This window comes from Paenirhodobacter populi (assembly GCF_004022215.1).
Taxonomy (GTDB): domain Bacteria; phylum Pseudomonadota; class Alphaproteobacteria; order Rhodobacterales; family Rhodobacteraceae; genus Rhodobacter; species Rhodobacter populi.
The window spans coordinates 1-22,765 of sequence record NZ_SAUZ01000018.1 but is presented as its reverse complement, the minus strand read 5'-3'; the positions used below and the strand labels follow the sequence as shown (position 1 = coordinate 22,765).

At 66.7% G+C, this 22,765-nt stretch carries 24 protein-coding genes, 1 tRNA gene, 1 other RNA gene and 1 pseudogene; 12 read left to right on the top strand and 15 right to left on the bottom strand.

From position 1 onward, the window contains the following. Nucleotides 1-203: 203 nt before the first annotated feature. From rpmG to gatC, 7 genes are all read right to left on the bottom strand, one after another. A complete protein-coding gene (gene rpmG, locus D2T30_RS15245) occupies nucleotides 204-371 on the bottom strand; it encodes a 50S ribosomal protein L33 (protein WP_028719409.1) in 168 nt (55 codons plus the stop codon). Between the two features lie 144 nt (nucleotides 372-515). Beyond that, nucleotides 516-1,226: a DUF533 domain-containing protein gene (locus D2T30_RS15240; RefSeq protein WP_128209585.1), complete on the bottom strand. Its 711-nt coding sequence runs from the start codon at nucleotides 1,224-1,226 to the stop codon at nucleotides 516-518. Nucleotides 1,227-1,340: 114 nt separating this feature from the next. Then, nucleotides 1,341-1,738: RNase P RNA component class A (rnpB, locus tag D2T30_RS15235), an RNA gene on the bottom strand. 248 nt (nucleotides 1,739-1,986) lie between these two features. Further along, nucleotides 1,987-2,664 (bottom strand): N-acetylmuramoyl-L-alanine amidase, encoded by a 678-nt coding sequence (locus D2T30_RS15230; protein WP_128209584.1) that lies wholly within the window; start codon nucleotides 2,662-2,664, stop codon nucleotides 1,987-1,989. After that, nucleotides 2,665-3,273: a hypothetical protein gene (locus tag D2T30_RS15225; RefSeq protein WP_128209583.1), complete on the bottom strand. Its 609-nt coding sequence runs from the start codon at nucleotides 3,271-3,273 to the stop codon at nucleotides 2,665-2,667. A gap of 11 nt (nucleotides 3,274-3,284) precedes the next feature. Then, a complete protein-coding gene (gatA, locus tag D2T30_RS15220) occupies nucleotides 3,285-4,763 on the bottom strand; it encodes an Asp-tRNA(Asn)/Glu-tRNA(Gln) amidotransferase subunit GatA (protein ID WP_128185738.1) in 1,479 nt (492 codons plus the stop codon). Next, nucleotides 4,760-5,047: an Asp-tRNA(Asn)/Glu-tRNA(Gln) amidotransferase subunit GatC gene (gatC, locus tag D2T30_RS15215; RefSeq protein WP_128185740.1), complete on the bottom strand. Its 288-nt coding sequence runs from the start codon at nucleotides 5,045-5,047 to the stop codon at nucleotides 4,760-4,762. The genes gatA and gatC overlap by 4 nt, the downstream gene beginning before the upstream one ends. A gap of 111 nt (nucleotides 5,048-5,158) precedes the next feature. Here gatC and D2T30_RS15210 point away from each other — a divergent pair, with 111 nt between their 5' ends. Further along, on the top strand, nucleotides 5,159-5,851 hold the full coding sequence (locus tag D2T30_RS15210; protein WP_128209582.1) for a metal-dependent hydrolase: 693 nt from the start codon (nucleotides 5,159-5,161) through the stop codon (nucleotides 5,849-5,851). Nucleotides 5,852-6,173: 322 nt separating this feature from the next. Here the strand turns inward: D2T30_RS15210 and D2T30_RS15205 are convergent, their stop codons facing one another. Next, nucleotides 6,174-6,629: a nucleoside deaminase gene (locus D2T30_RS15205; protein WP_128185744.1), complete on the bottom strand. Its 456-nt coding sequence runs from the start codon at nucleotides 6,627-6,629 to the stop codon at nucleotides 6,174-6,176. 105 nt (nucleotides 6,630-6,734) lie between these two features. On the opposite strand from D2T30_RS15205, the gene D2T30_RS15200 reads away from it, so the two are divergent. The 10 genes and pseudogenes from D2T30_RS15200 to D2T30_RS15155 all read left to right on the top strand — a co-directional run bounded on the left by D2T30_RS15200 (nucleotide 6,735) and on the right by D2T30_RS15155 (nucleotide 17,879). Next, on the top strand, nucleotides 6,735-8,423 hold the full coding sequence (locus tag D2T30_RS15200; RefSeq protein WP_206612981.1) for a pseudouridine synthase: 1,689 nt from the start codon (nucleotides 6,735-6,737) through the stop codon (nucleotides 8,421-8,423). Nucleotides 8,424-8,623: 200 nt separating this feature from the next. Then, on the top strand, nucleotides 8,624-9,568 hold the full coding sequence (locus D2T30_RS15195) for a 5-bromo-4-chloroindolyl phosphate hydrolysis family protein (protein WP_128209581.1): 945 nt from the start codon (nucleotides 8,624-8,626) through the stop codon (nucleotides 9,566-9,568). A gap of 62 nt (nucleotides 9,569-9,630) precedes the next feature. Further along, entirely contained in the window at nucleotides 9,631-10,797 is a 1,167-nt protein-coding gene (locus tag D2T30_RS15190) for a toxic anion resistance protein (protein WP_128185748.1), read from the top strand. Between the two features lie 2 nt (nucleotides 10,798-10,799). Continuing rightward, nucleotides 10,800-11,822: a DUF2927 domain-containing protein gene (locus tag D2T30_RS15185; protein ID WP_241651302.1), complete on the top strand. Its 1,023-nt coding sequence runs from the start codon at nucleotides 10,800-10,802 to the stop codon at nucleotides 11,820-11,822. Between the two features lie 9 nt (nucleotides 11,823-11,831). Further along, nucleotides 11,832-13,071, top strand: a pseudogene (locus D2T30_RS15180) (SPFH domain-containing protein). Between the two features lie 9 nt (nucleotides 13,072-13,080). Beyond that, on the top strand, nucleotides 13,081-14,223 hold the full coding sequence (locus D2T30_RS15175) for a TFIIB-type zinc ribbon-containing protein (RefSeq protein WP_128209579.1): 1,143 nt from the start codon (nucleotides 13,081-13,083) through the stop codon (nucleotides 14,221-14,223). An 87-nt stretch (nucleotides 14,224-14,310) separates the two neighbouring features. After that, nucleotides 14,311-15,243 (top strand): carbohydrate kinase family protein, encoded by a 933-nt coding sequence (locus D2T30_RS15170; protein WP_128209578.1) that lies wholly within the window; start codon nucleotides 14,311-14,313, stop codon nucleotides 15,241-15,243. Then, on the top strand, nucleotides 15,240-15,689 hold the full coding sequence (gene dtd / locus D2T30_RS15165) for a D-aminoacyl-tRNA deacylase (RefSeq protein WP_128209577.1): 450 nt from the start codon (nucleotides 15,240-15,242) through the stop codon (nucleotides 15,687-15,689). The genes D2T30_RS15170 and dtd overlap by 4 nt, the downstream gene beginning before the upstream one ends. Nucleotides 15,690-15,943: 254 nt before the next feature. Next, complete coding sequence (locus tag D2T30_RS15160; protein WP_128209576.1) at nucleotides 15,944-17,233, top strand: DEAD/DEAH box helicase; 1,290 nt, start codon at nucleotides 15,944-15,946, stop codon at nucleotides 17,231-17,233. A 67-nt stretch (nucleotides 17,234-17,300) separates the two neighbouring features. Beyond that, on the top strand, nucleotides 17,301-17,879 hold the full coding sequence (locus D2T30_RS15155; protein ID WP_128209575.1) for a thymidine kinase: 579 nt from the start codon (nucleotides 17,301-17,303) through the stop codon (nucleotides 17,877-17,879). On the opposite strand, the gene D2T30_RS15150 is transcribed toward D2T30_RS15155, so the two are convergent. The 4 genes from D2T30_RS15150 to D2T30_RS15135 are packed head-to-tail and all read right to left on the bottom strand — an operon-like array spanning nucleotide 17,876 to nucleotide 20,495. After that, complete coding sequence (locus D2T30_RS15150) at nucleotides 17,876-18,820, bottom strand: 2-hydroxyacid dehydrogenase (RefSeq protein WP_128209574.1); 945 nt, start codon at nucleotides 18,818-18,820, stop codon at nucleotides 17,876-17,878. The genes D2T30_RS15155 and D2T30_RS15150 overlap by 4 nt on opposite strands. Next, on the bottom strand, nucleotides 18,820-19,155 hold the full coding sequence (locus tag D2T30_RS15145; protein WP_128209573.1) for a tRNA-binding protein: 336 nt from the start codon (nucleotides 19,153-19,155) through the stop codon (nucleotides 18,820-18,822). Before D2T30_RS15145 ends, D2T30_RS15150 begins: the two co-directional genes overlap by 1 nt. Further along, nucleotides 19,152-19,964 (bottom strand): pyrroline-5-carboxylate reductase, encoded by an 813-nt coding sequence (gene proC / locus D2T30_RS15140; protein WP_128209572.1) that lies wholly within the window; start codon nucleotides 19,962-19,964, stop codon nucleotides 19,152-19,154. Before proC ends, D2T30_RS15145 begins: the two co-directional genes overlap by 4 nt. A gap of 27 nt (nucleotides 19,965-19,991) precedes the next feature. Continuing rightward, nucleotides 19,992-20,495 (bottom strand): type III secretion system chaperone family protein, encoded by a 504-nt coding sequence (locus D2T30_RS15135; protein WP_128185766.1) that lies wholly within the window; start codon nucleotides 20,493-20,495, stop codon nucleotides 19,992-19,994. A 345-nt stretch (nucleotides 20,496-20,840) separates the two neighbouring features. On the opposite strand from D2T30_RS15135, the gene D2T30_RS15130 reads away from it, so the two are divergent. Next, nucleotides 20,841-20,916, top strand: a tRNA-Trp gene (locus D2T30_RS15130). A gap of 157 nt (nucleotides 20,917-21,073) precedes the next feature. Here D2T30_RS15130 and D2T30_RS15125 read toward each other — a convergent pair. The 3 genes from D2T30_RS15125 to D2T30_RS15120 all read right to left on the bottom strand — a co-directional run. Beyond that, nucleotides 21,074-21,781: a VPLPA-CTERM sorting domain-containing protein gene (locus tag D2T30_RS15125; protein ID WP_128185768.1), complete on the bottom strand. Its 708-nt coding sequence runs from the start codon at nucleotides 21,779-21,781 to the stop codon at nucleotides 21,074-21,076. A gap of 507 nt (nucleotides 21,782-22,288) precedes the next feature. Continuing rightward, nucleotides 22,289-22,447, bottom strand: a complete 159-nt coding sequence (locus tag D2T30_RS23115; RefSeq protein WP_164884319.1) for a hypothetical protein — start codon at nucleotides 22,445-22,447, stop codon at nucleotides 22,289-22,291. 147 nt (nucleotides 22,448-22,594) lie between these two features. Next, nucleotides 22,595-22,765: EF-Tu C-terminal domain-related protein (locus D2T30_RS15120; protein ID WP_455627603.1), on the bottom strand; the 171-nt coding region annotated here is incomplete at its 5' end.

The window sequence follows — 22,765 nt, the reverse complement described above, 5'->3', positions numbered from 1 at the left end:
CTATTTTCCGATCAGCAGGGTGCCCCCCTGAAGCCGGCATGCCACATCGGTTCAGGGTGTGCGGGCGTTGCGAGTGGTGACAATAGATTCAGGCGACATGGGGCCAATGGCTTCGTCGATCTTGATGACAGGGCACTCACCTTGCCGCCAAAGAAAAAGGCCGCGCAATCGCGCGGCCTCTGTCTCGTCCGGAAAGGCAGATCTTACTTGATCTTGCCTTCCTTGTATTCGACATGCTTGCGGACAACCGGATCGTATTTGTTCACGGCCATCTTTTCGGTCATGGTGCGGGCATTCTTCTTGGTCACATAGAAGTGCCCGGTGCCCGCCGTCGAGTTCAGACGGATCTTGATCGTCGTCGGCTTCGCCATTTCTTATCTCCTACAGACGAGGGAGACACGACCATCGCCCCCGGAATTCCTTGTTGCCCGCCTTTTAGCGGGAACAGGCCCGGAGTCAACCGCGAAACCATGTTGCGGGGCGGATTTTTCATATCCCTACCCCGCATATGGGGATCAGACCTCGGGCTTGCCCATCGACTTGTGGATCTCCGCCACTTTCGCCGGATCGAGACCAAGCGCCGCCGCAAGCTGCCGCAGATATTGCTTCTCCGGCTCGCTGTCGACGGTGATCGCCATCAGCGCCGCGGAATAGACCTGCGCCTTGGCGCTGTCCTGCACCGAGGCCGCCAGCCCCGCCACGTCGACCGGCGCCTCCAGCTCGGCGTTGACGAAGGCCAGCTCGTCCTCGGTCGCGTCGCCCAGATGGTCCATGATCTTCGCGCGTTCCTCGGCGTCGATTTCGCCGTCGGCCTTGGCCGCCTGGATCATCGCGCGGATCATCAGCTTGGCCTGCTCTTCCATGATCGTGTTGACCGGCGTGCCCGCTGTCGCCGCCTGCAACAGGTCGCCCAGCCCCTTGGCCCCGGCCGAGGAAGCGGCGGTCATCGCCCCCATCAGGTTGTTCAACCCGGCCTCGGTCGCCTCGGTCGCCGTGGCGGCCTGCGTGCCGAATTTGGTGAACATGTCGCGCACGGCCTCCTTGCCGCCGGGCACGCCCAGCTTTTCGGCATAGGTGCCCATCTGGTCGGCCACCCCGCCCGGCGCGCCGACATTGCGCAGCGCGTCCTTCACGCCTCCCATCCCGCCGACTTCGCGGTATTTCTGCACGCCGCGCGCAGCGGCGAAACCAACGGCCAGCGTGGCCAGCGTCTTGACGAAGCTCATTCGGGTCCCCCTTGGTGAATGATCGCTCTGTGCCCTCAATATGGGCATGGAACGGGCGATTTCAGCAACGAAATTCGCATCATCGCCGTGCGGGTGAATGTCATGAGCCAAAATCTGCGCGGATGGCCTGTAAGCCGGATTCTGTCCGGGGTTGCCCCCTGGATGACCATTCCTCTGGACGCACGCTCACGCGCCGTCTCAAGCCGCCAACCCGGACCGCTCGGGGCGAAGCTCCCCTGCCGCCAAGGCGGCGCGCGATCCCTATTCGGCGTTGCTCCCGGTGGGGCTTGCCAAGCCGGTCCTGTTGCCAGTCCCGCGGTGGGCTCTTACCCCACCGTTTCACCCTTACCATGGCCGAGACCATGGCGGTCTGTTCTCTGTTGCGCTTTCCCTGGGGTTACCCCCGCCGGACGTTATCCGGCACCGTCGCTTCATGGAGTCCGGACTTTCCTCGTCCTCCCAGCTGTCCGCAAGACGGAGCTATGGGAAGCCGCGGTCATCCAGCCATCCGCGCGTCACGGGACATAGGTCCCGCCCCGGCGAAGGTCAATCGCGAAACCATCCGGCCGGCGTTTTTCCGTAAAGCCGAAGGCAGAACCGGAGTTCGGCGCCGGGAACGGATCGCAAGACCATCCGAACCGCCCCTTCTGCCTTTCATCTTTCCAAAATATCCCGGGGATGAGGCGGATCAGACGGCCTTCCAGTGGAAGGACGTCCCGCCGAATGGGGGACACGCGCGAGGGGGCTGGCCCCCTGCCCCCTATCCGGCGCGCCACGCTCCGCCATCCGCGCCGAACCGCCCCGCCAGATCCGCGATCAGCGCCATGTCGGTGCCGTCGAGCGGCCCCTGCCAGCACGGCCGGAACCGCAGCCGGAAGGCCGGCAGCAGCACCTCGACCGGCGCGTCGGGATAGCCGAAGGCCTGCGCCAGCGCCGCGAACGCCCCGGTGTCCGGCGTCAGCGGCGGCCGCGCCACGGGCCAGACCGCCAGCCCCTGCCGCGCCAGCCTGCGCCAGTCGAAGCGCGGTCCCGGGTCGATCTTGCGCCCCGGCGCCATGTCGGAATGCGCGATGATCGCTTCGGGCGCGATCCGCCAGCGGTGCATGATCGCCGGCAGCAGGCGCTCAAGCGCCGCCATCTGCGGCTCGGGAAAGGGCCGGTCACCGGGATTGGCGATCTCGATCCCGATCGAGCGGGAATTGACGTCCCCCCGCCCCTGCCAGCTTCCCGCGCCCGCATGCCAGGCGCGCATCTCTTCGGGGACCAGCGCCTCGGTTCGGCCATCCTCGGCGATCAGCCAATGGGCGGAAACCTCGGCCACGGGATCGCACAGCCGCGCACGCGCCGCCGCGCAGCTTGTCATGCCTGTGTAATGCAGAATGATCAACTCGGGCCGCGCACCGTCCCGGCGCGGGCCGTGGTTCGGCGAGGGAAACACCTACTGCCGGGCAAGCTGGAACGGACGCGGATCCCAGCCGCAGGCGAAACCGTCGCCATCGGGGTCGAGGTTCAGCCTGTCGCTCTGCGGCCCGCCCTTTTCCAGAAACGCCATCTGCGCCCGGTCGGAGGAGGGGAATTTCGCGCAGGCCCGCTCGGTCGAGGTCAGGTGGAACCCGCCGCGCGGATAGACCGCCTGCCCCGGCGCATGATCGACCGACAGCGCATAGGCCGCCAGATTGGGACCGGAGGTGCCGGTCACCGGCACGCTGCCCGCGCTGCTGACCGTTCCGCCATAGACCGGCGCATTCGAGACCGGGGCCTGCGCCGCCGGCACCTCATCGACGAAATTCGACACGCCTGCCGGTGCCGTCTGTCTGAGGACCGCCAGCGTATCCGCCCCGATGGACCCCGTGCTCACCGGCTCATCCGGCGCGCCGAAACCGCCCGCCGCCTCGCCGTAGCCGGTATCCCCGGTCACGGCCGGCGCCTGCGTGCCGGTGGAATGGTTGCGCAGATAGGCCTGATAATTGTCGCCGGACGCCGTATTCTGCGCGGAACAGCCCGCCACCGCCAGACCTGCCAGAACAAGAAGCGCAACCGATTTCATCGTCGTCCCCGTCACCACCATTTCGCAGGTTTATGAGTGAACCCTGCCGCGCGTTCCAAGACAAGGGCCTGATTGAGCAGATCGCCCTCTTCCCACGGCCGGCCGATCAGTTGCAGCCCCATCGGCAGCCCCTTGCCGTCCAGCCCCACCGGCACCGACACGCCGGGCAGCCCGGCAAGGTTCAGCGTCACGGTGAACACGTCGTTCAGATACATCTCGACCGGCGAGGCATCGTTGAGCGCGCCCAGCTCCAGCGCCGAGGTCGGCGTGGCAGGCGCGAGGATCGCGTCGATGCCCGCGGCGAATACCTGCTCGAAGTCGCGCTTGATCAGCGCGCGGACCTTGCGGGCGCGGTTGTAATAGGCGTCGTAGAAGCCCGCCGACAGCACATAGGTGCCGATCATGACGCGGCGCTGCACCTCGGGGCCAAATCCCTCGGCGCGGGTCTTTTCATACATCTCGACGATGCCATCCCCCGCCGCCAGATGCGCGCGGTGGCCATAACGCACCCCGTCATACCGCGCGAGGTTCGATGACGCTTCCGCCGGCGCGATCACGTAATAGGCGGGCAGCGCGTATTTCGCATGCGGCAGCGAGATATCGACGATCTCGGCCCCCGCATCCTTCAGCATCGCGGCGCCATCGTCCCAGAACTTCGCCAGTTCGTCCGACATGCCCTCGACCCGGTATTCGCGCGGAATGCCGATCCGCTTGCCGCGGATGTCGCCGGTCAGCGCCGCCTCGAAATCCGGCACCGGAATATCGGCCGAGGTCGAATCCTTCGCATCGACCGAGGCCATCGTGCCCAGCATGATCGCCGCGTCGCGCACCGATTTGGTGATCGGCCCCGCCTGATCCAGCGACGAGGCATAGGCGATCACCCCCCAGCGGGAGACGCGCCCATAGGTCGGCTTGATCCCCACCGTGCCGGTGAAGGCCGCGGGCTGACGGATCGAGCCGCCGGTATCCGTCGCCGTCGCCGCAAGGCACAGATCGGCCGACACCGCCGCCGCGGACCCGCCCGAGGAACCGCCCGGTGCCCGCTTGCGGTCATCGACCTTCCACGGGTTCACCACCGGCCCGTAGCACGACGATTCCGTGGTCGAGCCCATGGCGAATTCATCCATGCCGAGCTTGCCCAGCATCACCGCGCCCGCATCCCACAGGTTCTGCGTCACGGTCGATTCATATTCCGGCCTGAACCCCGCAAGGATGTTCGACGCCGCCTGCGAGGTCACGCCCTTCGTGCAGAACAGATCCTTCACCCCCACCGGGATGCCACACATCGCGGGCGCGTCGCCCGCCCTGATCCGCGCATCCGCCGCCTTCGCCTGCTCCAGAGCGATCTCGGGCGTCTTGGCGCAATAGGCGTTCAGCGCATCGGCGCCGTCGATGGCGGCGATGCAGGCTTCGGTGATCTCGACAGAGGTCGCATCGCCCTTGCGCAGCGCGTCGCGGGCCTCGGCAATCGTCAGTTGGTTCAGGCTCATTCCACCACCTTCGGCACGGCAAAGAAGCCCTCGCGGGCGTCGGGTGCGTTCGACAGGATCTTTTCCGGGTAACCGCCGTCCGTCACCACGTCGGCGCGCCGCTTCAGCCGCATCGGCGTGACGGAGGTCATCGGCTCGATGCCCTCGACATCCACCTCGTTGAGCTGTTCCATGAAGGTCAGGATGCCCGAAAGCTGCTCGGCCAGCCGGGCTAGATCCTCCTCGGCCACTTTGATCCGCGCCAGATGCGCGACCTTGCGGGCGGTGTCGATGTCGATGGACATGCAGGTCTCCGGTTTTCTCGGGCCGGGTTTAACGCCCAAGGCCCGTCGCTGCAAGCGCGGCTTCCCTTTCGGACGCGGAACGCTAGGATTGGAATGACACAGGAGGGCATGATGAAACTGACATGGCTTGGACATTCGGGCTTTCGCCTTGAAATCGAAAAAGCGGTGATCCTGATCGACCCATGGATGACGGGCAATCCGGTCTTCCCGGCCGCGCGCCGGGACGAGGCGATCCGCGGCGCCACGCATATCCTGCTGACCCACGGCCATGGCGACCATTCGGGTGACACGCTGGCTCTGGCGAAGGAACTGGGCATTCCCGTCGTGGGCATTTTCGACCTGATCAGTTTCTGGCAGGAAAGCGAAGGGATTGAGGGCATCGGCTACAACAAGGGCGGCACGGTGGACCTTGGCGGCGCGAAAGTGTCGATGGTTCCTGCAAGCCATTCCTCCTCTCTCGGATCGCCGAACGGCCCGATCTACGCGGGCTCCGAGGTCGGCTATGTCATCGCCGGCGAGGATCGGGTGATCTACCTGTCGGGCGACACCACGATCATGGCCGACATGGGCTGGATCGGCGAATATTACCGCCCCGATGTCGGGATCCTGTCCGCGGGCGGCCATTTCACCATGGACATGAAAGGCGCCGCCTTCGCCGCGCGGAAATATTTCGATTTCGGGACGGTGGTCCCCTGCCATTACCGGACCTTCCCGCTTCTGGAACAATCGGCGAAAGCGCTGGCCGAGGGACTGCCCGACGTCGCGGTGATCGAACCCGAGGTTCTGGTCCCGATCGAGCTGTAAGGGGCCAACCCCCTCTTGGCCTGCGGCCCCGGCACGGCCACGGGCCGCGCGTTCGCTAGGGCACGGCCTTCCACCGGAAGGCCGCTTTTTCCCGGCTCACCCCCCGGGATATTTGTGGAAAGATGAAAGGCATAAGTGGGCGCCGGATGGTTTGGAATCACTCCGGCCGTTCCGGAATACAGCGCATAGGCCGCTTTCCGGCAGAAAGAGCCGCAGATTGACTGCGCACCTTGCCCGACGCACCCCTGCCTTCATTCTTCCATAAATATCCCGGGGGAGTCTCCGCAAGGAGACGGGGGCAGCGCCCCCTGCGACGGTTGGTTCAGGCGCCGCGCCTGTCCGCGAAGAACCGCTTCAGCAGCTCTTCCGCCTCACGTGCGGCGATTCCGTCGTAGACTTCCGGCACGTGATGGCATTGCGGATGGGCGAAGACGCGCGGGCCCTGCGCCACCCCGCCGGATTTCGGATCCGCCGCGCCATAATAGATCCGCGCGATCCGTGCCTGCGACAGGGCCGAGGCGCACATCGGGCAGGGTTCCAGCGTGACGTAAAGATCATGCCCCGGCAGCCGCTCCGATCCCGCCGCCGCGCAGGCCGTCCGGAGCGCGAGGATTTCGGCATGCGCCGTCGGGTCCTTCAGCTCCCGCGTGCGGTTTCCCGCCTGCGCGACGACCCGGCCGCCGGGCGCGACGATGACGGCGCCCACCGGCACCTCGCCGCGTGCCGCCGCCGCCCGCGCCTCATCCAGCGCCAGATCCATGTAGGAGGTGAATCGCATCCCCCTTCTTCGCCGCATTCAATCCGCTTTGCAACGCGCCGCATCGGGTGTATCAGCGCAGCTTGCCCGCATTTCGCGCGCCCCCTCCCCCAGAAGGATTTCGCCATGACCGATACCCCAAGTTCCGCCTCCGAACGCATCGCCAAGGTGATCGCGCGTTCGGGCGTTGCCTCGCGCCGCGATGCCGAGAAGATGATCCTCGAAGGCCGGGTGTCGGTGAACGGCAAGACCATCGCCTCGCCCGCGCTCGACGTGCGGCCGGGCGACAAGGTGGTGGTGGACGGCAAGCCGCTCGACGCGCCGCAGGAAACGCGGCTGTGGCTTTACTACAAGCCGCTCGGCCTCGTGACGACCGAGAAGGACGAACAGGGCCGCCGCACGATCTTTGACGAAATGCCCTCGGGCATGCCGCGGGTGCTGAATATCGGGCGGCTCGACCTCAATTCCGAGGGGCTGTTGCTGCTGACCAACGATGGCGGGCTCAAGCGGCGGCTGGAACATCCGGAAACCGCCTGGCTGCGCAAATATCGCGTGCGGGTGAACGGCCGGCCGATGGACGACACCTTCAACCCCCTGCGCGCGGGCATCACCATCGAGGGCGAGGATTTCCAGCCGATGGAGATCACGCTCGACCGTCAGCAGGGCGCGAACGCCTGGCTGACCGTGGGCATCCGCGAGGGGCGCAACCGCGAAATCCGCCGCGCCATGGCGGCGGTCGGGCTGACGGTGAACCGGCTGATCCGGGTGAGCTACGGCCCCTTCCGCCTGAACGAGATGCAGCCCGGCGATGTGGTCGAGGTGAAGCGCAAGGTGATCCGCGACCAGCTGGGCGACAAGCTGCTGACCGGGGCCGAGGATGGCCGCGCGCCGCTGGCCGAGCGGGTTTCCTATGCGCCGAAGCGCGGACCGGGCGGCGATCGCCCGATGAGATCCGCCCCGCGCGATGGGGACGGGCCGCGCACCGCCGGTCCGGGCGAAGAGCGCAAGTCCCGTTGGAGCAAGGACGGCAAGCCCCGCGCCGACAAACCCAGGGCCGAGGGGTTCCGTTCGCATCGGGACGAGGGTGACCGTCCGGCGCGCAAGAGCTTTGGCGATAAAGGCATTGGTGACAATGGCTTCGCGCGCAAACCTCGTCCGGCGCGTGAAGATGGGGAGCGCCGTGGATATGGCGCGCGCGACGGCGATGATCGCAAGAAGCCCTTCGGCAAGCGCCCGTTCGAGGCCCGCGATGGCGAGGCGCGCCCGGCCCGGCGCTTCGATGACGACCGCAAGGCTGGCTTCGGTGCGAAACCGCAGGGCAAGCGTCCCTATGGCGGGCGCGACGACGATCGCAAGACAGGTTTCGGTGCGAAACCGCAAGGCAAGCGCCCCTTCGGTGGACGCGACGATGATGCCCGCCCGGCCCGGCGCTTTGATGATGACCGCAAGGCAGGTTTCGGCGCCAAACCGCAGGGCAAGCGCCCCTTCGGTGGACGTGACGACGACGCCCGCCCGCCGCGCCGCGAAGGCAAGCCGGAATGGGGCGACCGTCCGCGCCGCGAGGGAGCCGAGGGGCGCAGCGGCGCCGACCGCAAGCCCGGCGGCTTCCAGAGCGCGGGCTACAAGAGCCAGGGCGCGAAAGGCAAGCCCCGCACCGAGGGTTTCAAATCCCACCGCGCCGGGGATGATGCCGCGCGCCCGGCCAAGCCGCGCTTCGATGGACCGAAGGGCGGTCCGCGCAAATTCGACGGCCCGAAGCCCGGCCCCAAACCCGGCGGGCGCAAGTTCGACGGCCCCCGCGGCCCGAAGCGCTGATCCCCGCCGCCTTCCATTGCGGTTTTGCAGCTTCCCTCTGGAAACGCCCGCGCGGAATGCCTAACCTCGAAGCGGGCGATCACCGCCCGCTGAACCGAGGAGCCATCGGAAGCCCATGTCCCGCAAGACCGTGCAAACCGTCTCTTTCTGGCTGCTCTTCGCCCTGACCCTTTCGCTGGCGCTGAAGGGAACGGTCTGAGATGGCCCGGCGCTACGGCGGCAAATACAGCCCGCAGGACGGCCGGCCGCCCCCGCAGGGCTATCCCGGCGTCGCACCCGGCCGCGCCCTTCCCGTGGGTGCGCCGCCGCCGCATCCGCTGGCGCGGCGCACGGGCTGGCTGCTTGTCGCGGCGCTCCCCTTTCTGGGGCAGGCCTTCGGCGGCGGGCCGGAGGCGCTTGTGCGCGGCATCGGCGCCTTCGCCCTGATCGGCGGGGGCGTGTGGCTGCTGCGCGAGGGGCTGCGCGCCGAGGCGGCATGGATGGCGCGCAAGGTCGCCCGCCGCCCGGCGATTCCGCGCAAGATCTTTGGCTCGGTCGTGTTCGGCGCGGGGCTCGCGCTTGGCGCGCAGGCGCCCGAGATGGGGCTTGCGGGTGCGATCGTCGTGGGCGCGGTGGGGACGGCGCTGTCGCTCGCGGCCTTCGGCCCCGATCCGATGAAGGACAAGGGGATGGAGGGCATCGACGGGTTCCAGCAGGACCGCGTCGCCCGCGCCGTCGCCGAGGGCGAAAAACACCTGACCGAGATGCGCGACGCGATCCGGCGCGCGCAGGATCCGCTGCTGTCGGCGCGGGTCGAACGCTTTGCCGCCACCGCGCAGGACCTGTTCCGCGCGGTCGAGGAGGATCCGGGCGATCTGGCCTCGGCCCGGCGCTACATGGGCGTCTACCTGATGGGCGCGCGCGACGCGACGGTGAAGTTCGCCGATCTCTGGACCGCGACCCGGGATGCCAAGGCGCGTTCGGATTACGAGGCGCTGCTGACCGATCTGGAAGGGAATTTCACCGCCCGGACGCAATCGCTGATCGCAGGCGGCCGCGAGGGGCTGGAGATCGAGATCGACGTCCTGCGCGACCGTCTGGCGCGCGAGGGCGTGGTGACGCCGAAACTGCCCGACCCGACCAAGGAACCATCCGCCGGCCAGTGACCTGCGGAAAATGCAACGGCGGGCGACCGGCAGCGACCGGCGCGCCGCGAACGGGGGAAGACATGACCGAATCCATCCGTGACAAGGCCCAGCAGGCCGTCGCCGAAATCGAAACCGTGGCCAACACGGCACTTGCCACCCCCGCGCAGGAGGTCGTGCCGCTGGCCGAAGCCCCTGCCCCGGTCGCGGCGGAAATCCGCGCCCGGATGAATGAGATCGACCTGTCGAACACCTCATCGGTGATCTATTTCGGCGCGAAGGCGCAGAATGAACTGCAAAGCATCTCGCAGGAAATGCTGGCCGATGTGAAGAACAAGGACGTCGGCCCGGCGGGCGACAGCCTCGGGCAGATCGTCACCACCCTGCGCGGCTTTTCTGTGTCCGAGCTTGACGTGCGGCGGGAACGGTCGTGGTGGGAAAAGCTTTTGGGCCGCACCGCGCCCTTCGCCAAGTTCCTGTCGCGGTTCGAGGAAGTGCAGACCCAGATCGACAAGATCACCGACGATCTCCTGGGCCACGAACACCGCCTGCTGAAGGACATCAAGTCGCTCGACCTGCTCTATGACAAGACGCTCGGCTTTTACGACGAACTCGCGCTCTATATCGCGGCGGGGGAGGAAAAGCTGAAGGAGGTCGACGCCACGGTGATCCCGGCGAAGGAGGCCGAGGTGAATGCAGCCCCGGATCAGGACAAGGTGCTGCGGGCGCAGGAACTGCGCGACCTGCGCGCGGCGCGCGACGATCTGGAACGGCGGGTGCATGACCTGAAGCTGACGCGGCAGGTGACGATGCAGTCCCTGCCCTCGATCCGGCTGGTGCAGGAGAATGACAAGTCGCTGGTGACGAAGATCAATTCGACGCTGGTGAACACCGTGCCCCTGTGGGAAACGCAGCTGGCGCAGGCGGTGACGATCCAGCGCTCGTCCGAGGCGGCGACGGCGGTGCGGCAGGCGTCCGACCTGACGAACGACCTGCTGACGGCGAATGCGAAAAACCTGCGGCAGGCGAATGAAAAGGTGCGCACGGAAATGGAACGCGGCATCTTTGACATCGAGGCGGTGAAGGCCGCGAATGCCGAGCTGATCGGCACGATCGAGGACAGCCTGCGCATCGCCGACGAGGGCAAGCGCAAGCGCGCCGCGGCGGAAAAGGACCTGATCGAGATGGAGGCGAAGCTGCGCGACACGCTTGCCTCGGCGCGGTCGGCGCAACCCGGTGGTGCGGCCTGATCATGGGGCGCCGGGACCTGTTCCCCTGCCTTCAGAACCGGGGCCGGAGCCTGTGGACCTGCGGCGCGGCGGCGATGGTTTCGGCCGCGCTGTCGGGCTGCGTTTCCCTGCCCGACCGGGGGGCGCAGCAGCCGCGCCCCGAAGGCGCGCCCGAGGTTTCCCCCCTGCCGCCTCCGGCGCCGGGGGATCTTGGCGAAAACGGCGCCGTCGCCCCGCGCGCCGAGGTGAGCCGCGCGATGCAGGCCTATTACGCGCAGGTCGAAAGCACGCTGAAGGCGCGTGGTCTGATGCGCAAGGACGTGGCGCCGCGCGACGCCTCTTTCGCCAAGTGGCAACTGGTCAACGATTTCATCGCCATCGCGCTCTATGACGAATACGACAGCCGGGCGGGCGGCATGATCGCGCGCGTCATGCCCAGCCGGCTGCGCCGGTGGGAGGCGCCGGTGACCATGTCGCTGGAATTCGGCGCCTCGGTGCCGCTGGCGCAGCGGGCCGAGGACCGGGCGATGGTCAAGGCCTATGCCGGCCAGCTTGCGCGGGCGAGCGGCCATCCGGTGTCGGTGACGCGCTCGGGCGGCAATTTCACCGTGCTGGTGGTGAACGAGGATGAGCGCCGCGCTATCGGCCCGCGGCTGACGCAACTGGTGCCCGGCATCAGCCCGGCGACCGTGTCCGCGATCACCGAACTGGCGCCTTCGACCTTCTGCGTCGTCTTCGCCTTTTCGCGCAGCGGCGAGTGGCGCTATGACCGGGCCGTCGCGGTGATCCGCGGCGAACATCCGCGCGACCTGCGGCAGTCCTGCTTTCACGAGGAACTGGCGCAGGGGCTTGGCCTTGCCAACGACAGCCCGAAGGCGCGGCCCTCGATCTTCAACGACGACGAGGAATTCTCGCTCCTCACGCGGCATGATGAAATGCTGCTGAAAATCCTTTACGATCCGCGCCTGCGCCCCGGCATGACCGAGGAAGAGGCGCGCCCGATCGTGGAAACCATCGCCTCCGAGATCATGGGGCCCGACGCATAGGAGAACCAGATGGGAATTCTCGACTTCCTCACCGGCGAATTCATCGACGTCATCGAATGGACGGATGATACCCGCGACACGATGGTCTGGCGGTTCGAGCGCTATGGCCATGCGATCAAATACGGCGCCAAGCTGACGGTGCGCGAGGGACAGGCGGCGGTCTTCGTCCATGAAGGCCAGATCGCCGATGTCTTCGGCCCCGGGCTCTACATGCTCGAAACCAACAACATGCCCGTGCTGACGACCTTGCAGCATTGGGACCACGGCTTCAAATCGCCCTTCAAGTCCGAGGTCTATTTCGTCAACACCACCCGGTTCAACGACCTGAAATGGGGCACGAAGAACCCGGTGATCTGCCGCGACAGCGAATTCGGCATGGTGCGGCTGCGCGCCTTCGGCACCTATTCGATGCGGGTCACGGATCCGGCGAAGTTCATGGCCGAGATCGTCGGCACGGATGGCGAGTTCACCTCGGACGAGATCAGCTATCAGATCCGCAACGTGATCGTGCAGGAATTCTCGCGCGTGGTGGCGGGCTCGCCGATCCCGGTGCTGGACATGGCGGCGAACACGGCGGATCTGGGCAAGCTGATCACCGGGGCGATCGGGCCGGTGGTGGCGAATTACGGCCTGTCGATCCCGGAATTCTACATCGAGAACATCTCGCTGCCCGAGGCAGTGGAGGCGGTGCTGGACAAGCGCACCTCGATGGGGATCGTGGGCGATCTGCACAGCTACATGCAATACAATGCCGCCGAGGCGATGGGCCAGCCGGGATCGGCCGCCGGACAGGGCATGGGCGCCGCGATCGGGGCCGGCATGGGGCTGGCGATGGGCAATCAGATGGCCGCGCAGCAGATGGGCCAGCAGCAACAGCCGGGCTGGGGGCCGTGGGGCAATGTTCCGGCGTCTGCGCAGGGAGGGGTTGCGCCTGGCTCTCGCCAGGCGCCGTGGGGCGGGGGGGGGGGGGGGGCGGGGGGGGGGGGGCCCCCCCCCCCCCGCCGCCCCAACCCGCCGTCGAGAAGGTCGGGCATGTCGCGGTGAATGGCCAGACGACCGGCCCGTTCAGCAAGGCGAGCCTTGGCCGGCAGGCCGCCGACGGCACCTCGCCCGCGATTCCTGGGTCTGGGCGCCGGGTCAGGATGGCTGGAAACACGCCGAGGAGATCGCCGACCTCGCGCAACTGTTCACCGTGGCGCCACCGCCGCCGCCGCCCGCCGCCTCAGGGACCGGGAAGACCGATCCCTGAGGCCGGATCATGGTGCCGACCGTCGCCAGATCCGGGGTCGACCGGACCCGGGCCGAATTCCATTACCCCTGCGAGTCCTGCGGGGCGGATCTGCGATTCGCCCCGGGGCAGGAACGTCTTGTCTGCGACCATTGCGGCCATGTGCAGGACATCCCCCGCGCCACCGGCCGAGGCGCGGCGCAGCTGCGGGAACTGCCGCTGGAACAGGGGCTGTCGGCGCGCCTGCCCGAAGGCGAGTTCGAGGAAAACCGCACCCTTTCGTGCCCGAACTGCGGCGCCTCGTTCGAACTGTCGGGCGGCGCCCATGCCACCGAATGTCCGTTCTGCGCCACGCCCGTGGTCACCGACACCGGCACGCGGCGGCAGATCAAGCCGCAAGGCGTGGTGCCCTTTCAGCTGAGCGAGGAAGACGCCCGCGCGTCGCTGAGCCGCTGGCTCGGCAGCCTGTGGTTCGCCCCCTCGGGCCTTGCGCAATATGCCCGCAAGGGGCGGCGGATGAACGGGGTCTATGCGCCGTTCTGGACCTTCGACGCGGAAACCCGCACCCGCTACGCGGGGCAGCGCGGCACGATCTACTATGAAACCCGGCAGGTGCGGGTGATGGTCGACGGCCGCCCGCAGATCCGCACCGAACAGGTGCAGCGCATCCGCTGGACGCCGGTTTCCGGCCGCGTGAGCCGCGCCTTCGACGATGTGCTGGTCTATGCGGCGCGGACGCTGTCGCCCGCGCATGTCAACGGGCTGCAACCCTGGGACCTGTCGGGGATGACGGTCTACAGCCCGGGCTACCTCGCAGGCTTCAACGCCGAGGGCTATACCGTCGATCTGGGCGAGGGCCACCACCTCGCGCAGGCGGAAATGATCCGCGTCATCCAGTCCGACGTGCGCCGCGACATCGGCGGCGATGCGCAGCAGATCACCCATATGGATCCGGAATTCTCGGCCGAGACGTTCAAGCATGTGCTGCTGCCGATCTGGACCGCGGCCTACCGCTTTCAGGGGCGGGCCTATACGTTCGTCGTCAACGCCCAGACCGGGCGGGTGCAGGGCGACCGGCCATGGTCGCCGTGGAAGATCGCGGCGGCGGTCGCGGCGGCGGCGCTGGTCGCGGGTGTGCTATATTACCTCAATGAAAGCGGTGCTTTCCGTTGACGGCCCGCAAGGGATTGCACCGTCCCGCCCCTGCCGGTAGTGCTGTTCCCCGAAAGCAACGGAGCCCGAGAGCAACGGAGAGCCCCCATGATCCTGTGTAACGGTGAAGCGCTGATCGACATGCTGCCGCGCGAAAGCGTGTCGGGCGAGGCGGCCTTTGCACCCTATCCGGGCGGTGCCGTGTTCAACACGGCGATCGCGCTTGGCCGGCTTGGCTGCGAGGCGGGCTTTCTGTGCGGGATTTCGACCGACCTGTTCGGCGATGCGCTGGTCGCCGCGCTGACCGAATCCAACGTCAGCACCGAATTTTCCGTCCGCTGTGAACGGCCGACGACGCTGGCCTTCGTCACGCTGCGGGGCGGACAGGCGAGCTATGCCTTTTACGACGAGAATACCGCGGGCCGGATGCTGCGCCCCGAAATGCTGCCCGACCTGCCCGAGGGCATCCGCGCGATGTTCTTTGGCGGGATCTCGCTGGCGGTCGAGCCCTGCGCCGAGGCCTATGAGGCGCTGCTGCTGCGCGAGGCGCCGCACCGCCTGACGATGATCGACCCGAACATCCGCCCCGGCTTCATCCGCGACGAGGCGACCTATCGCGCCCGGATCGGGCGGATGATCGCCGCCTCGGATATCGTGAAGCTGTCGGACGAGGATCTGCGCTGGCTCTGCGGGCCGGGGGATATCGACACGCTGGTCCGGGGCATTCTGGCAAGCGGGCCGAAGCTCGTGCTCATTACCGAGGGGGCGAAGGGCGCCCATGCCTTCACCGCGACCGACCGGGTCTATTGCCCGGCGCAGCTGGTCGCCGTCGTCGATACGGTGGGGGCCGGGGATACGTTCAACGCGGGCGTGCTGGCGGCGCTGGCGCGGGCGGGGATGCTGGACAAGGCCGGGGTTGCCGGGGCGGACCCCGCGCTGCTGCAATCCTGCCTGCGGCTCGGCATCGCCGCGGCCTCGATCACCGTGTCCCGCGCCGGGGCGAATCCTCCCTGGGCGGAGGAGCTCGAGGCGCTGGCATGAGGGCGCTGTTGCAGCGCGTCCGCCACGCGAAAGTCGAGGTGGACGGGCGTGTCACCGGCGAGATCGGCCCCGGTCTTCTGGTCCTTGTCTGCGCGATGCGGGACGATACCGAAACGCAGGCCGAAAAGCTGGCCGCGCGTGTGGCGAAATGCCGGATCTTCCGCGATGAGGCGGGCAAGATGAACCGCTCCGTCCTTGATATCGGCGGGGCCTGCCTTGTCGTCAGCCAGTTCACGCTGGCCGCCGATACCTCGACCGGGAACCGTCCGGGCTTTTCCACCGCCGCCGCGCCGGAAACGGGCGAGCGGCTGTATCTGCACTTCTCGCAGGCGCTGCGCGATCTGGGCCTGCCGGTCGAAAACGGCGAATTCGGCGCCGACATGGCGGTGAGCCTGCTGAACGACGGCCCCGTCACGATCTGGATGGATACCGCCGACAGGGCGTGAGGCCGATCCGGCCCGATTCCGGTTATGCTTGACTTTGGGTCCGCGCTGCGCCACATGTAGCCGGTCCGCAATCCGCTGCCGCGTGAGCAGCGCGCGTCCAGTTGCCCGGCCGGGCAATCCCGGCGCAAGGAGTGGATATCCCGGCCCTGTCATCACGCGGGGGGGCAGCGGAGAATTCTCCGCACCCGCCCGCCTCGCCGGACCGATGGTCCGGCCCTGTTTGCGCGCCTTTCGGCGCCAGGAAAGACATTACTTTGGAAAACTTCGACAACCTCGGCCTTGCGCCGATCCTCTTGCAGAATCTTGCGGGCCTTGGCCTGACGAAACCGACGCCGATCCAGGCGCAGGGCATTCCCCAGATCGTGCGTGGCCGCGACCTGCTGGGCCTTGCGCAGACCGGCACCGGCAAGACGGCGGCCTTCGGCCTGCCGATGCTGACCCGCATCATCGCCTATGGCAAGCGTCCGGCGCCGAAAACCGTGCGCGCGCTGGTTCTGGCGCCGACGCGGGAACTGGCGAACCAGATCTTTGACAACCTCACCTCTTTCGCGACCGGCGCGCCGGTGCGGATCCAGCGCGTCGTGGGCGGTGCCTCGATCAACGTGCAGACCGAAAAGCTGTCCAAGGGCACCGATGTGCTGATCGCGACGCCGGGCCGCCTGCTCGACCTTTTGGAGCGTCGGGCGCTGGTGCTGTCGGAAACGAAATACCTTGTGCTCGACGAAGCGGACCAGATGCTCGACATCGGCTTCATCCATGCGCTGCGCCGCATCGCCCGGCTGATCCCGGCGGACCGGCAGACGATGCTGTTTTCCGCCACCATGCCGAAGCTGATGGAGGAACTCGCCCAAAGCTACCTGACCGATCCGGTCCGGGTGCAGGTCGCGCCCCCCGGCAAGGTCGCCGACAAGATCGAGCAATGGGTGCATTTCACCAATCAGGGCGACAAGGCCGCGCTGCTGGCGGAATATCTGGGCAAGCATCCGGGCGAGCTGGCGGTGGTCTTCAACCGCACCAAGCATGGATCGGACAAGCTGACGAAGCTTCTGGACAACTGGGGCTTTTCGGTCACCGCGATCCACGGCAACAAGTCGCAGAACCAGCGGGAACGTGCGCTGGCCGAGTTCCGCGCCGGCAAGGTGCAGGTGCTGGTCGCGACCGATGTGGCCGCGCGCGGGCTGGATATCCCCGAGGTCGCGCATGTCTACAACTACGACCTGCCGAACGTGCCGGAAAACTACGTCCACCGCATCGGCCGGACGGCGCGGGCCGGCCGCAAGGGCCGTGCCGTCGCCTTCTGCGCCCCGGCGGAGATGGACGATCTGAAGGCCATCGAAAAGACGATGAACGCCAAGATCCCGGTGATCGGCGGCGAACCCCATGCCGGGACCCCGGCGTCGAAGCCCGCGCCGCGCGGCAACCGCTCCGTCCGTCGCGGCCCGGCGCCGAAGTCGCAGGGCGCGCCCAAGGGCAACCGTCCCGCCGCGAAGAAGCCGGGCGGCAGCAATGCGCCGCGCCGTTCGCGCGCCCCGGCGAACGCCTGATTTCCGGCGCGCCCCCATCGGGGGCGCGCCTTCTTGCCGCTGGCCGGGCTCCGCGTTAGGAGACGGCATGGCCAAGCTCTATTTCCATTATTCGACGATGAACGCGGGCAAGAGCACGATCCTGCTTCAGGCCTCGCACAACTATATCGAACGCGGGATGCGGACCTTTCTGGTCACCGCCGGATTCGATCAGCGCGCGGGAACGGGGCGGATCGCCAGCCGCATCGGCATCGCCGCCGAAGCCGCCTGTTTCGACGTGACCACCGACATGTTCAGGATGATCGCCGCGCGGCTGGACGAAGGCCCCTGCGCCTGCGTCTTCATCGACGAGGCGCAGTTCCTGTCGCGCGATCAGGTCTGGCAGCTCGCCCGCGCGGTCGATGACCTGCATGTGCCGGTGATGTGCTACGGCCTGCGCGTCGATTTTCGCGGCGAGCTGTTCCCCGGTTCCGCCGCGCTGCTGGCGCTGGCCGATGAAATGCGCGAGGTCCGCACCATCTGCCATTGCGGGCGCAAGGCGACGATGGTGGTGCGGCTCGGCCCCGACGGGCTGCCTTTGCGCGAGGGCGCGCAGGTGCAGATCGGCGGCAACGAAACCTATGTCTCGCTCTGCCGCCGTCACTGGCGCGCGGCGATGGAAGGCTAGACCGCGTTCGGCACCGGCTTGCCGTCGCGTGCCGCGATGAGATTGTCGAGCGCCATCAGCCCCATCGCATCGCGCACCTCTTCCGCCGCCGTGCCCAGATGCGGCAACAGCGTGACGTTGTCCAACGCGCGCAGAGCCTCGGGCACCGCGGGTTCGTGCTCATAGACGTCGAGCCCGGCGCCCGCGATCTGCCCTGCCTGCAGCGCGGCGATCAGCGCGGTTTCATCGACGATGTCGCCCCGCGCGATATTGACCAGATGCGCATGCGGCTGCATCCGCACGATCTGATCCGCGCCGATCAGGTGATGCGTCGCGGGCGAGGCGGGCACCGCGATCACCACGAAATCCGCCTTGGCCAACAGATCGTCGAGCGGCACCTGCTCCGCCGGCAGCCCCGGTTCCGCCACTGTCGAGCGGTTGTGGAACAGCACCCGCATGTCGAAACCGAAATGGCAGCGCCGCGCGATCGCCTTGCCGATCCGGCCAAGCCCGACGATGCCGACCGTCTTGCCCGTCACATGCTGACCGAGGAACTGCGTCGGCGTCCAGCCGGTCCAGGCGCCCGTCCGCACGAACCGATCCCCCTCCGCCGCGCGCCGCGCGCTCATCAGGATCAGCGTCAGCGCGATATCCGCCGTCGCATCCGTCACCGCGCCGGGCGTGTTGGTGACCGCGATCCCCTGCGCCCGCGCCGCCGCCACGTCGATATGGTTATAGCCCACGCCGAAATTGGCCACGATCCGCGCCTTGGGCGCGCCGGCGAAGGCCGCAGCGGTCAGCCTGTCCCCCAGCGTCACCAACAGCGCGTCATACTCCGCCAGCGCCGCGCGCGCCTCGTTTTCACTCAGCGGCGTCGCGCCATTGCGGAATGTGGTGTCGAATTCCTCCGCCAGACGCTTTTCCACCCGGGGCGTCAGCGCCCGGCTTACCAGAAGTTTCATCAAAACAGCCTCCCCCCGTCCGGGACCTCCTGCCCCGGAGCGACCAGCACAACCTCGCCCTCGGCATCCGGCAGGCCGAGGGTCAGGACCTCGGACATGAATGGGCCGATCTGGCGCGGCGGAAAGTTCACCACCGCCAGCACCTGCCGCCCGATCAGCGCCTCGGGCGCATAGTGTTTCGTGATCTGGGCCGAGGATCTTTTCGTGCCGATTTCGGGGCCGAAGTCGATCGTCAGCTTGTAGGCCGGCTTGCGCGCCTGCGGGAAGGGGTCGGCCTGCACGATCCGGCCCACGCGGATGTCGACCTTCTGGAAATCGTCGTAGCTTATCGTCATTTGCCCAGTTCCCGTCCCCGGTCGGCGGCGGCTTTCACCGCCCGTTGCAACAGCGCGGGGAAGCCCGCCTTTTCATCCATCAGCACATTCAGCGCCGCGGCCGTCGTGCCGCCGGGCGAGGTGACATTCACCCGCAACTGCGCCGGGCTTTCACCGGATTGCAGCGCCAGTGCCCCTGCCCCGGCCACGGTCGCCTTGGCCAGCCGCAGCGCGAGATCTGGGGGCAGCCCCTCGGCCTCACCGGCGGCGGCCAACGTCTCGATCAGGTGGAAAACATAGGCCGGGCCCGATCCGGAAACGGCGGTCACCGCATCCATCTGATCCTCGGCGTCCAGACGCACCACATCGCCCACCGCGCGCAAAAGCCCCTCGGCCAGCGCCAGATCCACGGCCCCCGCCGCGGCATTGCCGATGATCGCCGTGATTCCCTGCCCGATGGCCGAGGGCGTGTTGGGCATCGCCCGCACGACCGGCGTGCCCGCGCCCAGAATCGCCTCATAGCTCGCCAGCGTCCGCCCCGCCGCAACCGAAACGAACAGCGTCCGCCCGCCCCCGAATCGCGCCAGCTGCGGCAATGCTTCGGCCATCTTCTGCGGCTTGACGGCGATCAGCACGACCGCCGGGTCATCGGGCAGGTCCCCCGCCAGCGACACCCCCGTCGAGACAAGCCAGTCCGAGGGATGCGGCGTCACCACATGCACCGCGCGCGGCGACAGCCCCTGCCCCAGCCAGCCGGCCAGCAGCGCCGATCCCATCTTGCCGCCGCCCAGAAGGATCAGGCCGCGGCTTTCGATATCGTTGAAATCCATGAAAGTCTCCCGTTCCGGGAAGACAGGTTAGGCGCGACCATAGGCCTCTGCAATGGCGACCTTCATCGCATCCTCAGGCGTCTGGTCGCCCCAGCAGGCCATCTGCATCGCCGGATAGAAGCGTTCCGAGGCGGAAACCGCATTGGCGATCATCCGGTCGACCTGCGCCGCGCTGGCCATCTGCCCGCCCGCAAGCACCAGCCCGTGCCGCCAGACCATCAGCTTCTGTTCCCGCCACCAGGTGAAGGCGCCGGTCCAGCACTGATCGTTGATCCGGTTGAGCAGGTCGTAAAGCGCCGGTTCCCGGCCCGCCGGCGGATCGATCTCGAAGGTCGAGATCAGCCGCAGCGTTTCGTCATGATCCGACCAGGCGAGCGTCAGGGAATAGGTCCGCCACTGGCCCTCGACCATCATCGCGATCTGGTCGTCGGTAACCCGGTCGAAATCCCACTGATGGGCCTCGGCCAGCGTTTCCACCATGTCGATCGGATGGATGTCGTCGGAGGAGAAGTAGTCCTCGATCAGCGCCATGTCCCAAGCTCCCTGTTCCGTATCATGTGCCGCGGCACGCCCCCAGAGTTCGTCCTGAACCAGATATCTGGGGTGTCTGCGGTTCTTCTACACCATATCGTGGGGACGCTTCGACCGTCTGTAAAGCGCAATTTCGTGGATAACTCGTGGGAGAACCACAAAATCTGGGGAGAAGTCGGGTGCCCGCGCCAATATCCGGGCATTTCGCGGCGATCTGGCGGAGGAATGGCGGCTTTTCGGGGACTCATGCGCCCGTCCGGGGCGGAAATTCATCAAAGATTCGCCCGCCGGCCGCGCATAGACGCTTGACGCCCGTTTGCGAAAACCATAATCAGGCGGCACCGCAGGGGTATAGCTCAGTTGGTAGAGCATCGGTCTCCAAAACCGAGGGTCGCGGGTTCGAGTCCCTCTGCCCCTGCCATTGAAATCGTTGAGTTTTTCCGATTTCAATATCCGATCATCCAGGGGCGTTCTGACCCCTTGCACGCATGAGCGTTCTTCGCAGGACAACCATCAGAATATAAGAAATCCCCCGCAAGGAGCCTTCCTGCGGGGGATTTCCGTTGCAGATGTGGGGGTCAGCTCTTGCGACGTTTCATGACGCCAAGCGCGGCCAAACCACCAACCATCAGCCAGCCCGCCGCCGGAAGGGGCACGGCCGGAAGGGTCGACGCCGCATAAACGGTATCGATCGAGGCATCGAGGCCCTGCGTGGTCCCGGTCAGGATCAGCGAGATCGAGTTCAGGCTACTGAAGTTCGCAGATCCGCTGAAGTCGGAAAACAGGAACGACAGGCTCGTCGGTTCCAGAAGGGATTCCGCGACGGTCTTTGAAATGGTCGAGGTGAAACCCGCCGTGTCCGTCACGCTGAAGCTGAGCGTCAGATTCGCATCGGCAAAAATGACATCGAGAAACAGCGCATTGTTGGTCCCGCCATCGGTGAGATCGACCCCGCCAAGCCCGGTCGAGCCGATCCCGTCCCAAAGCACCGTTCCGGTGCCCGACGTCCGCGCCGAGTTGCTGAAGTCAAGATAGCCGTCTGCGGACTCCAGGGAGGTTCCGCCCGTACGGCCGTTCGCATTCGTGACGCTGAGGCTGCGATAGCCACCCACCTTCACGGCGGAGGGCGAATAGACCTCGGAGCTGGAAACCTGACCCTGGCGGGGGTTGGCCTCCACGTATTGTTCGACGTTGAAATCACCAAGGATGATGGACGCGGCGCTGGCGGTAAGGGAGGAGGCGAGCAGCGCAAAGCCGGCGACGGAGGCCGCAAAACGAAGTTTCATGAATGATCCTCATGTTCGGGAGAGCTTATAAACGGGGGGAGAACAAAATCACTCACAACCCTGCAAGATCCAATCAACAGAGAATCTTACATACAGGCTCGAATTATATCATGATTCATTGATCATTAATATTAGCCGTAGTGACAGATTTTCCGCCCATCGGCGAAAGTCCCCTCGGCCATGAAGGGACAACCGGAAAAACCATGCCCGGTTCCCCTGAGCGGCCACCCGGGTGGTTGTCTGGGGTTTTATGTCACTCCCCTTAACGCACAGGATCATGGCTGACCCTGCGTCCCATCTCCCTGGCGCAGATCACCCGGCGGAGTTTGGCCGAATGTGACAGGAATGCTTTCCGCTCTCAAAAAATTGCCTTATTCTTTGTGCATGTCCTTCATGAGTGCCTGTTTTTCACACACACTTATGGAATCAATATATGCCCCTGAGACTGTTCTACTGCGAACGTTGCGGACACCCGATCCGGTTCGGCGCCAGCCGATGCGGAAAGTGTCATATCTCGTCGCCCGTCGTGAACAGGAAGCCGTTCTGCTGGGCGGCTGGGCTCTCGCTGGTGGCGCTCGCCATCGCGGGCATCTTCTTCGTTTGAGGGCATTCCGGCCCTTCGCGCCGGTCGCTGATCCGCACATTCCCGTCGAGCAGCCCCTGCACTCTCGCGGATCGTGGGGGATTCGGCGCTGCTCCCTTGTCCGGGGATATGGCGGAAGGGCACGCATATCCGATGCCCTGCCCGCCGGGGCCTTCCCGACATGAAAAAGGCCGCCCGGAGGCGGCCTTTTCGGGTTCGATGATCTCAGATCACTTGAGGATCTTGGAGACCACGCCGGCGCCGACGGTGCGGCCGCCTTCGCGGATGGCGAAGCGGAGCTTCTCTTCCATCGCGATCGGGGCGATCAGCTCGACGGTGAACTTCAGGTTGTCGCCCGGCATCACCATCTCGGTGCCTTCCGGCAGCTTCACCGTCCCGGT

Bases quoted from the DNA above. Each gene is read 5' to 3' on its own strand.
- D2T30_RS15225 (WP_128209583.1), bottom strand. From the start codon at position 3,273: ATGAAATCGGTTGCGCTTCTTGTTCTGGCAGGTCTGGCGGTGGCGGGC.
- D2T30_RS15240 (WP_128209585.1), bottom strand. From the start codon at position 1,226: ATGAGCTTCGTCAAGACGCTGGCCACGCTGGCCGTTGGTTTCGCCGCT.
- D2T30_RS15145 (WP_128209573.1), bottom strand. From the start codon at position 19,155: ATGACGATAAGCTACGACGATTTCCAGAAGGTCGACATCCGCGTGGGC.
- D2T30_RS15200 (WP_206612981.1), top strand. From the start codon at position 6,735: ATGACCGATACCCCAAGTTCCGCCTCCGAACGCATCGCCAAGGTGATC.
- D2T30_RS15135 (WP_128185766.1), bottom strand. From the start codon at position 20,495: ATGGCGCTGATCGAGGACTACTTCTCCTCCGACGACATCCATCCGATC.
- D2T30_RS15190 (WP_128185748.1), top strand. From the start codon at position 9,631: ATGACCGAATCCATCCGTGACAAGGCCCAGCAGGCCGTCGCCGAAATC.
- D2T30_RS15205 (WP_128185744.1), bottom strand. From the start codon at position 6,629: ATGCGATTCACCTCCTACATGGATCTGGCGCTGGATGAGGCGCGGGCG.
- gatA (WP_128185738.1), bottom strand. From the start codon at position 4,763: ATGAGCCTGAACCAACTGACGATTGCCGAGGCCCGCGACGCGCTGCGC.
- D2T30_RS15170 (WP_128209578.1), top strand. From the start codon at position 14,311: ATGATCCTGTGTAACGGTGAAGCGCTGATCGACATGCTGCCGCGCGAA.
- D2T30_RS15195 (WP_128209581.1), top strand. From the start codon at position 8,624: ATGGCCCGGCGCTACGGCGGCAAATACAGCCCGCAGGACGGCCGGCCG.
- rpmG (WP_028719409.1), bottom strand. From the start codon at position 371: ATGGCGAAGCCGACGACGATCAAGATCCGTCTGAACTCGACGGCGGGC.
- D2T30_RS15125 (WP_128185768.1), bottom strand. From the start codon at position 21,781: ATGAAACTTCGTTTTGCGGCCTCCGTCGCCGGCTTTGCGCTGCTCGCC.
- dtd (WP_128209577.1), top strand. From the start codon at position 15,240: ATGAGGGCGCTGTTGCAGCGCGTCCGCCACGCGAAAGTCGAGGTGGAC.
- D2T30_RS15175 (WP_128209579.1), top strand. From the start codon at position 13,081: ATGGTGCCGACCGTCGCCAGATCCGGGGTCGACCGGACCCGGGCCGAA.
- proC (WP_128209572.1), bottom strand. From the start codon at position 19,964: ATGGATTTCAACGATATCGAAAGCCGCGGCCTGATCCTTCTGGGCGGC.
- D2T30_RS15210 (WP_128209582.1), top strand. From the start codon at position 5,159: ATGAAACTGACATGGCTTGGACATTCGGGCTTTCGCCTTGAAATCGAA.
- D2T30_RS15185 (WP_241651302.1), top strand. From the start codon at position 10,800: ATGGGGCGCCGGGACCTGTTCCCCTGCCTTCAGAACCGGGGCCGGAGC.
- D2T30_RS15150 (WP_128209574.1), bottom strand. From the start codon at position 18,820: ATGAAACTTCTGGTAAGCCGGGCGCTGACGCCCCGGGTGGAAAAGCGT.
- D2T30_RS15155 (WP_128209575.1), top strand. From the start codon at position 17,301: ATGGCCAAGCTCTATTTCCATTATTCGACGATGAACGCGGGCAAGAGC.
- gatC (WP_128185740.1), bottom strand. From the start codon at position 5,047: ATGTCCATCGACATCGACACCGCCCGCAAGGTCGCGCATCTGGCGCGG.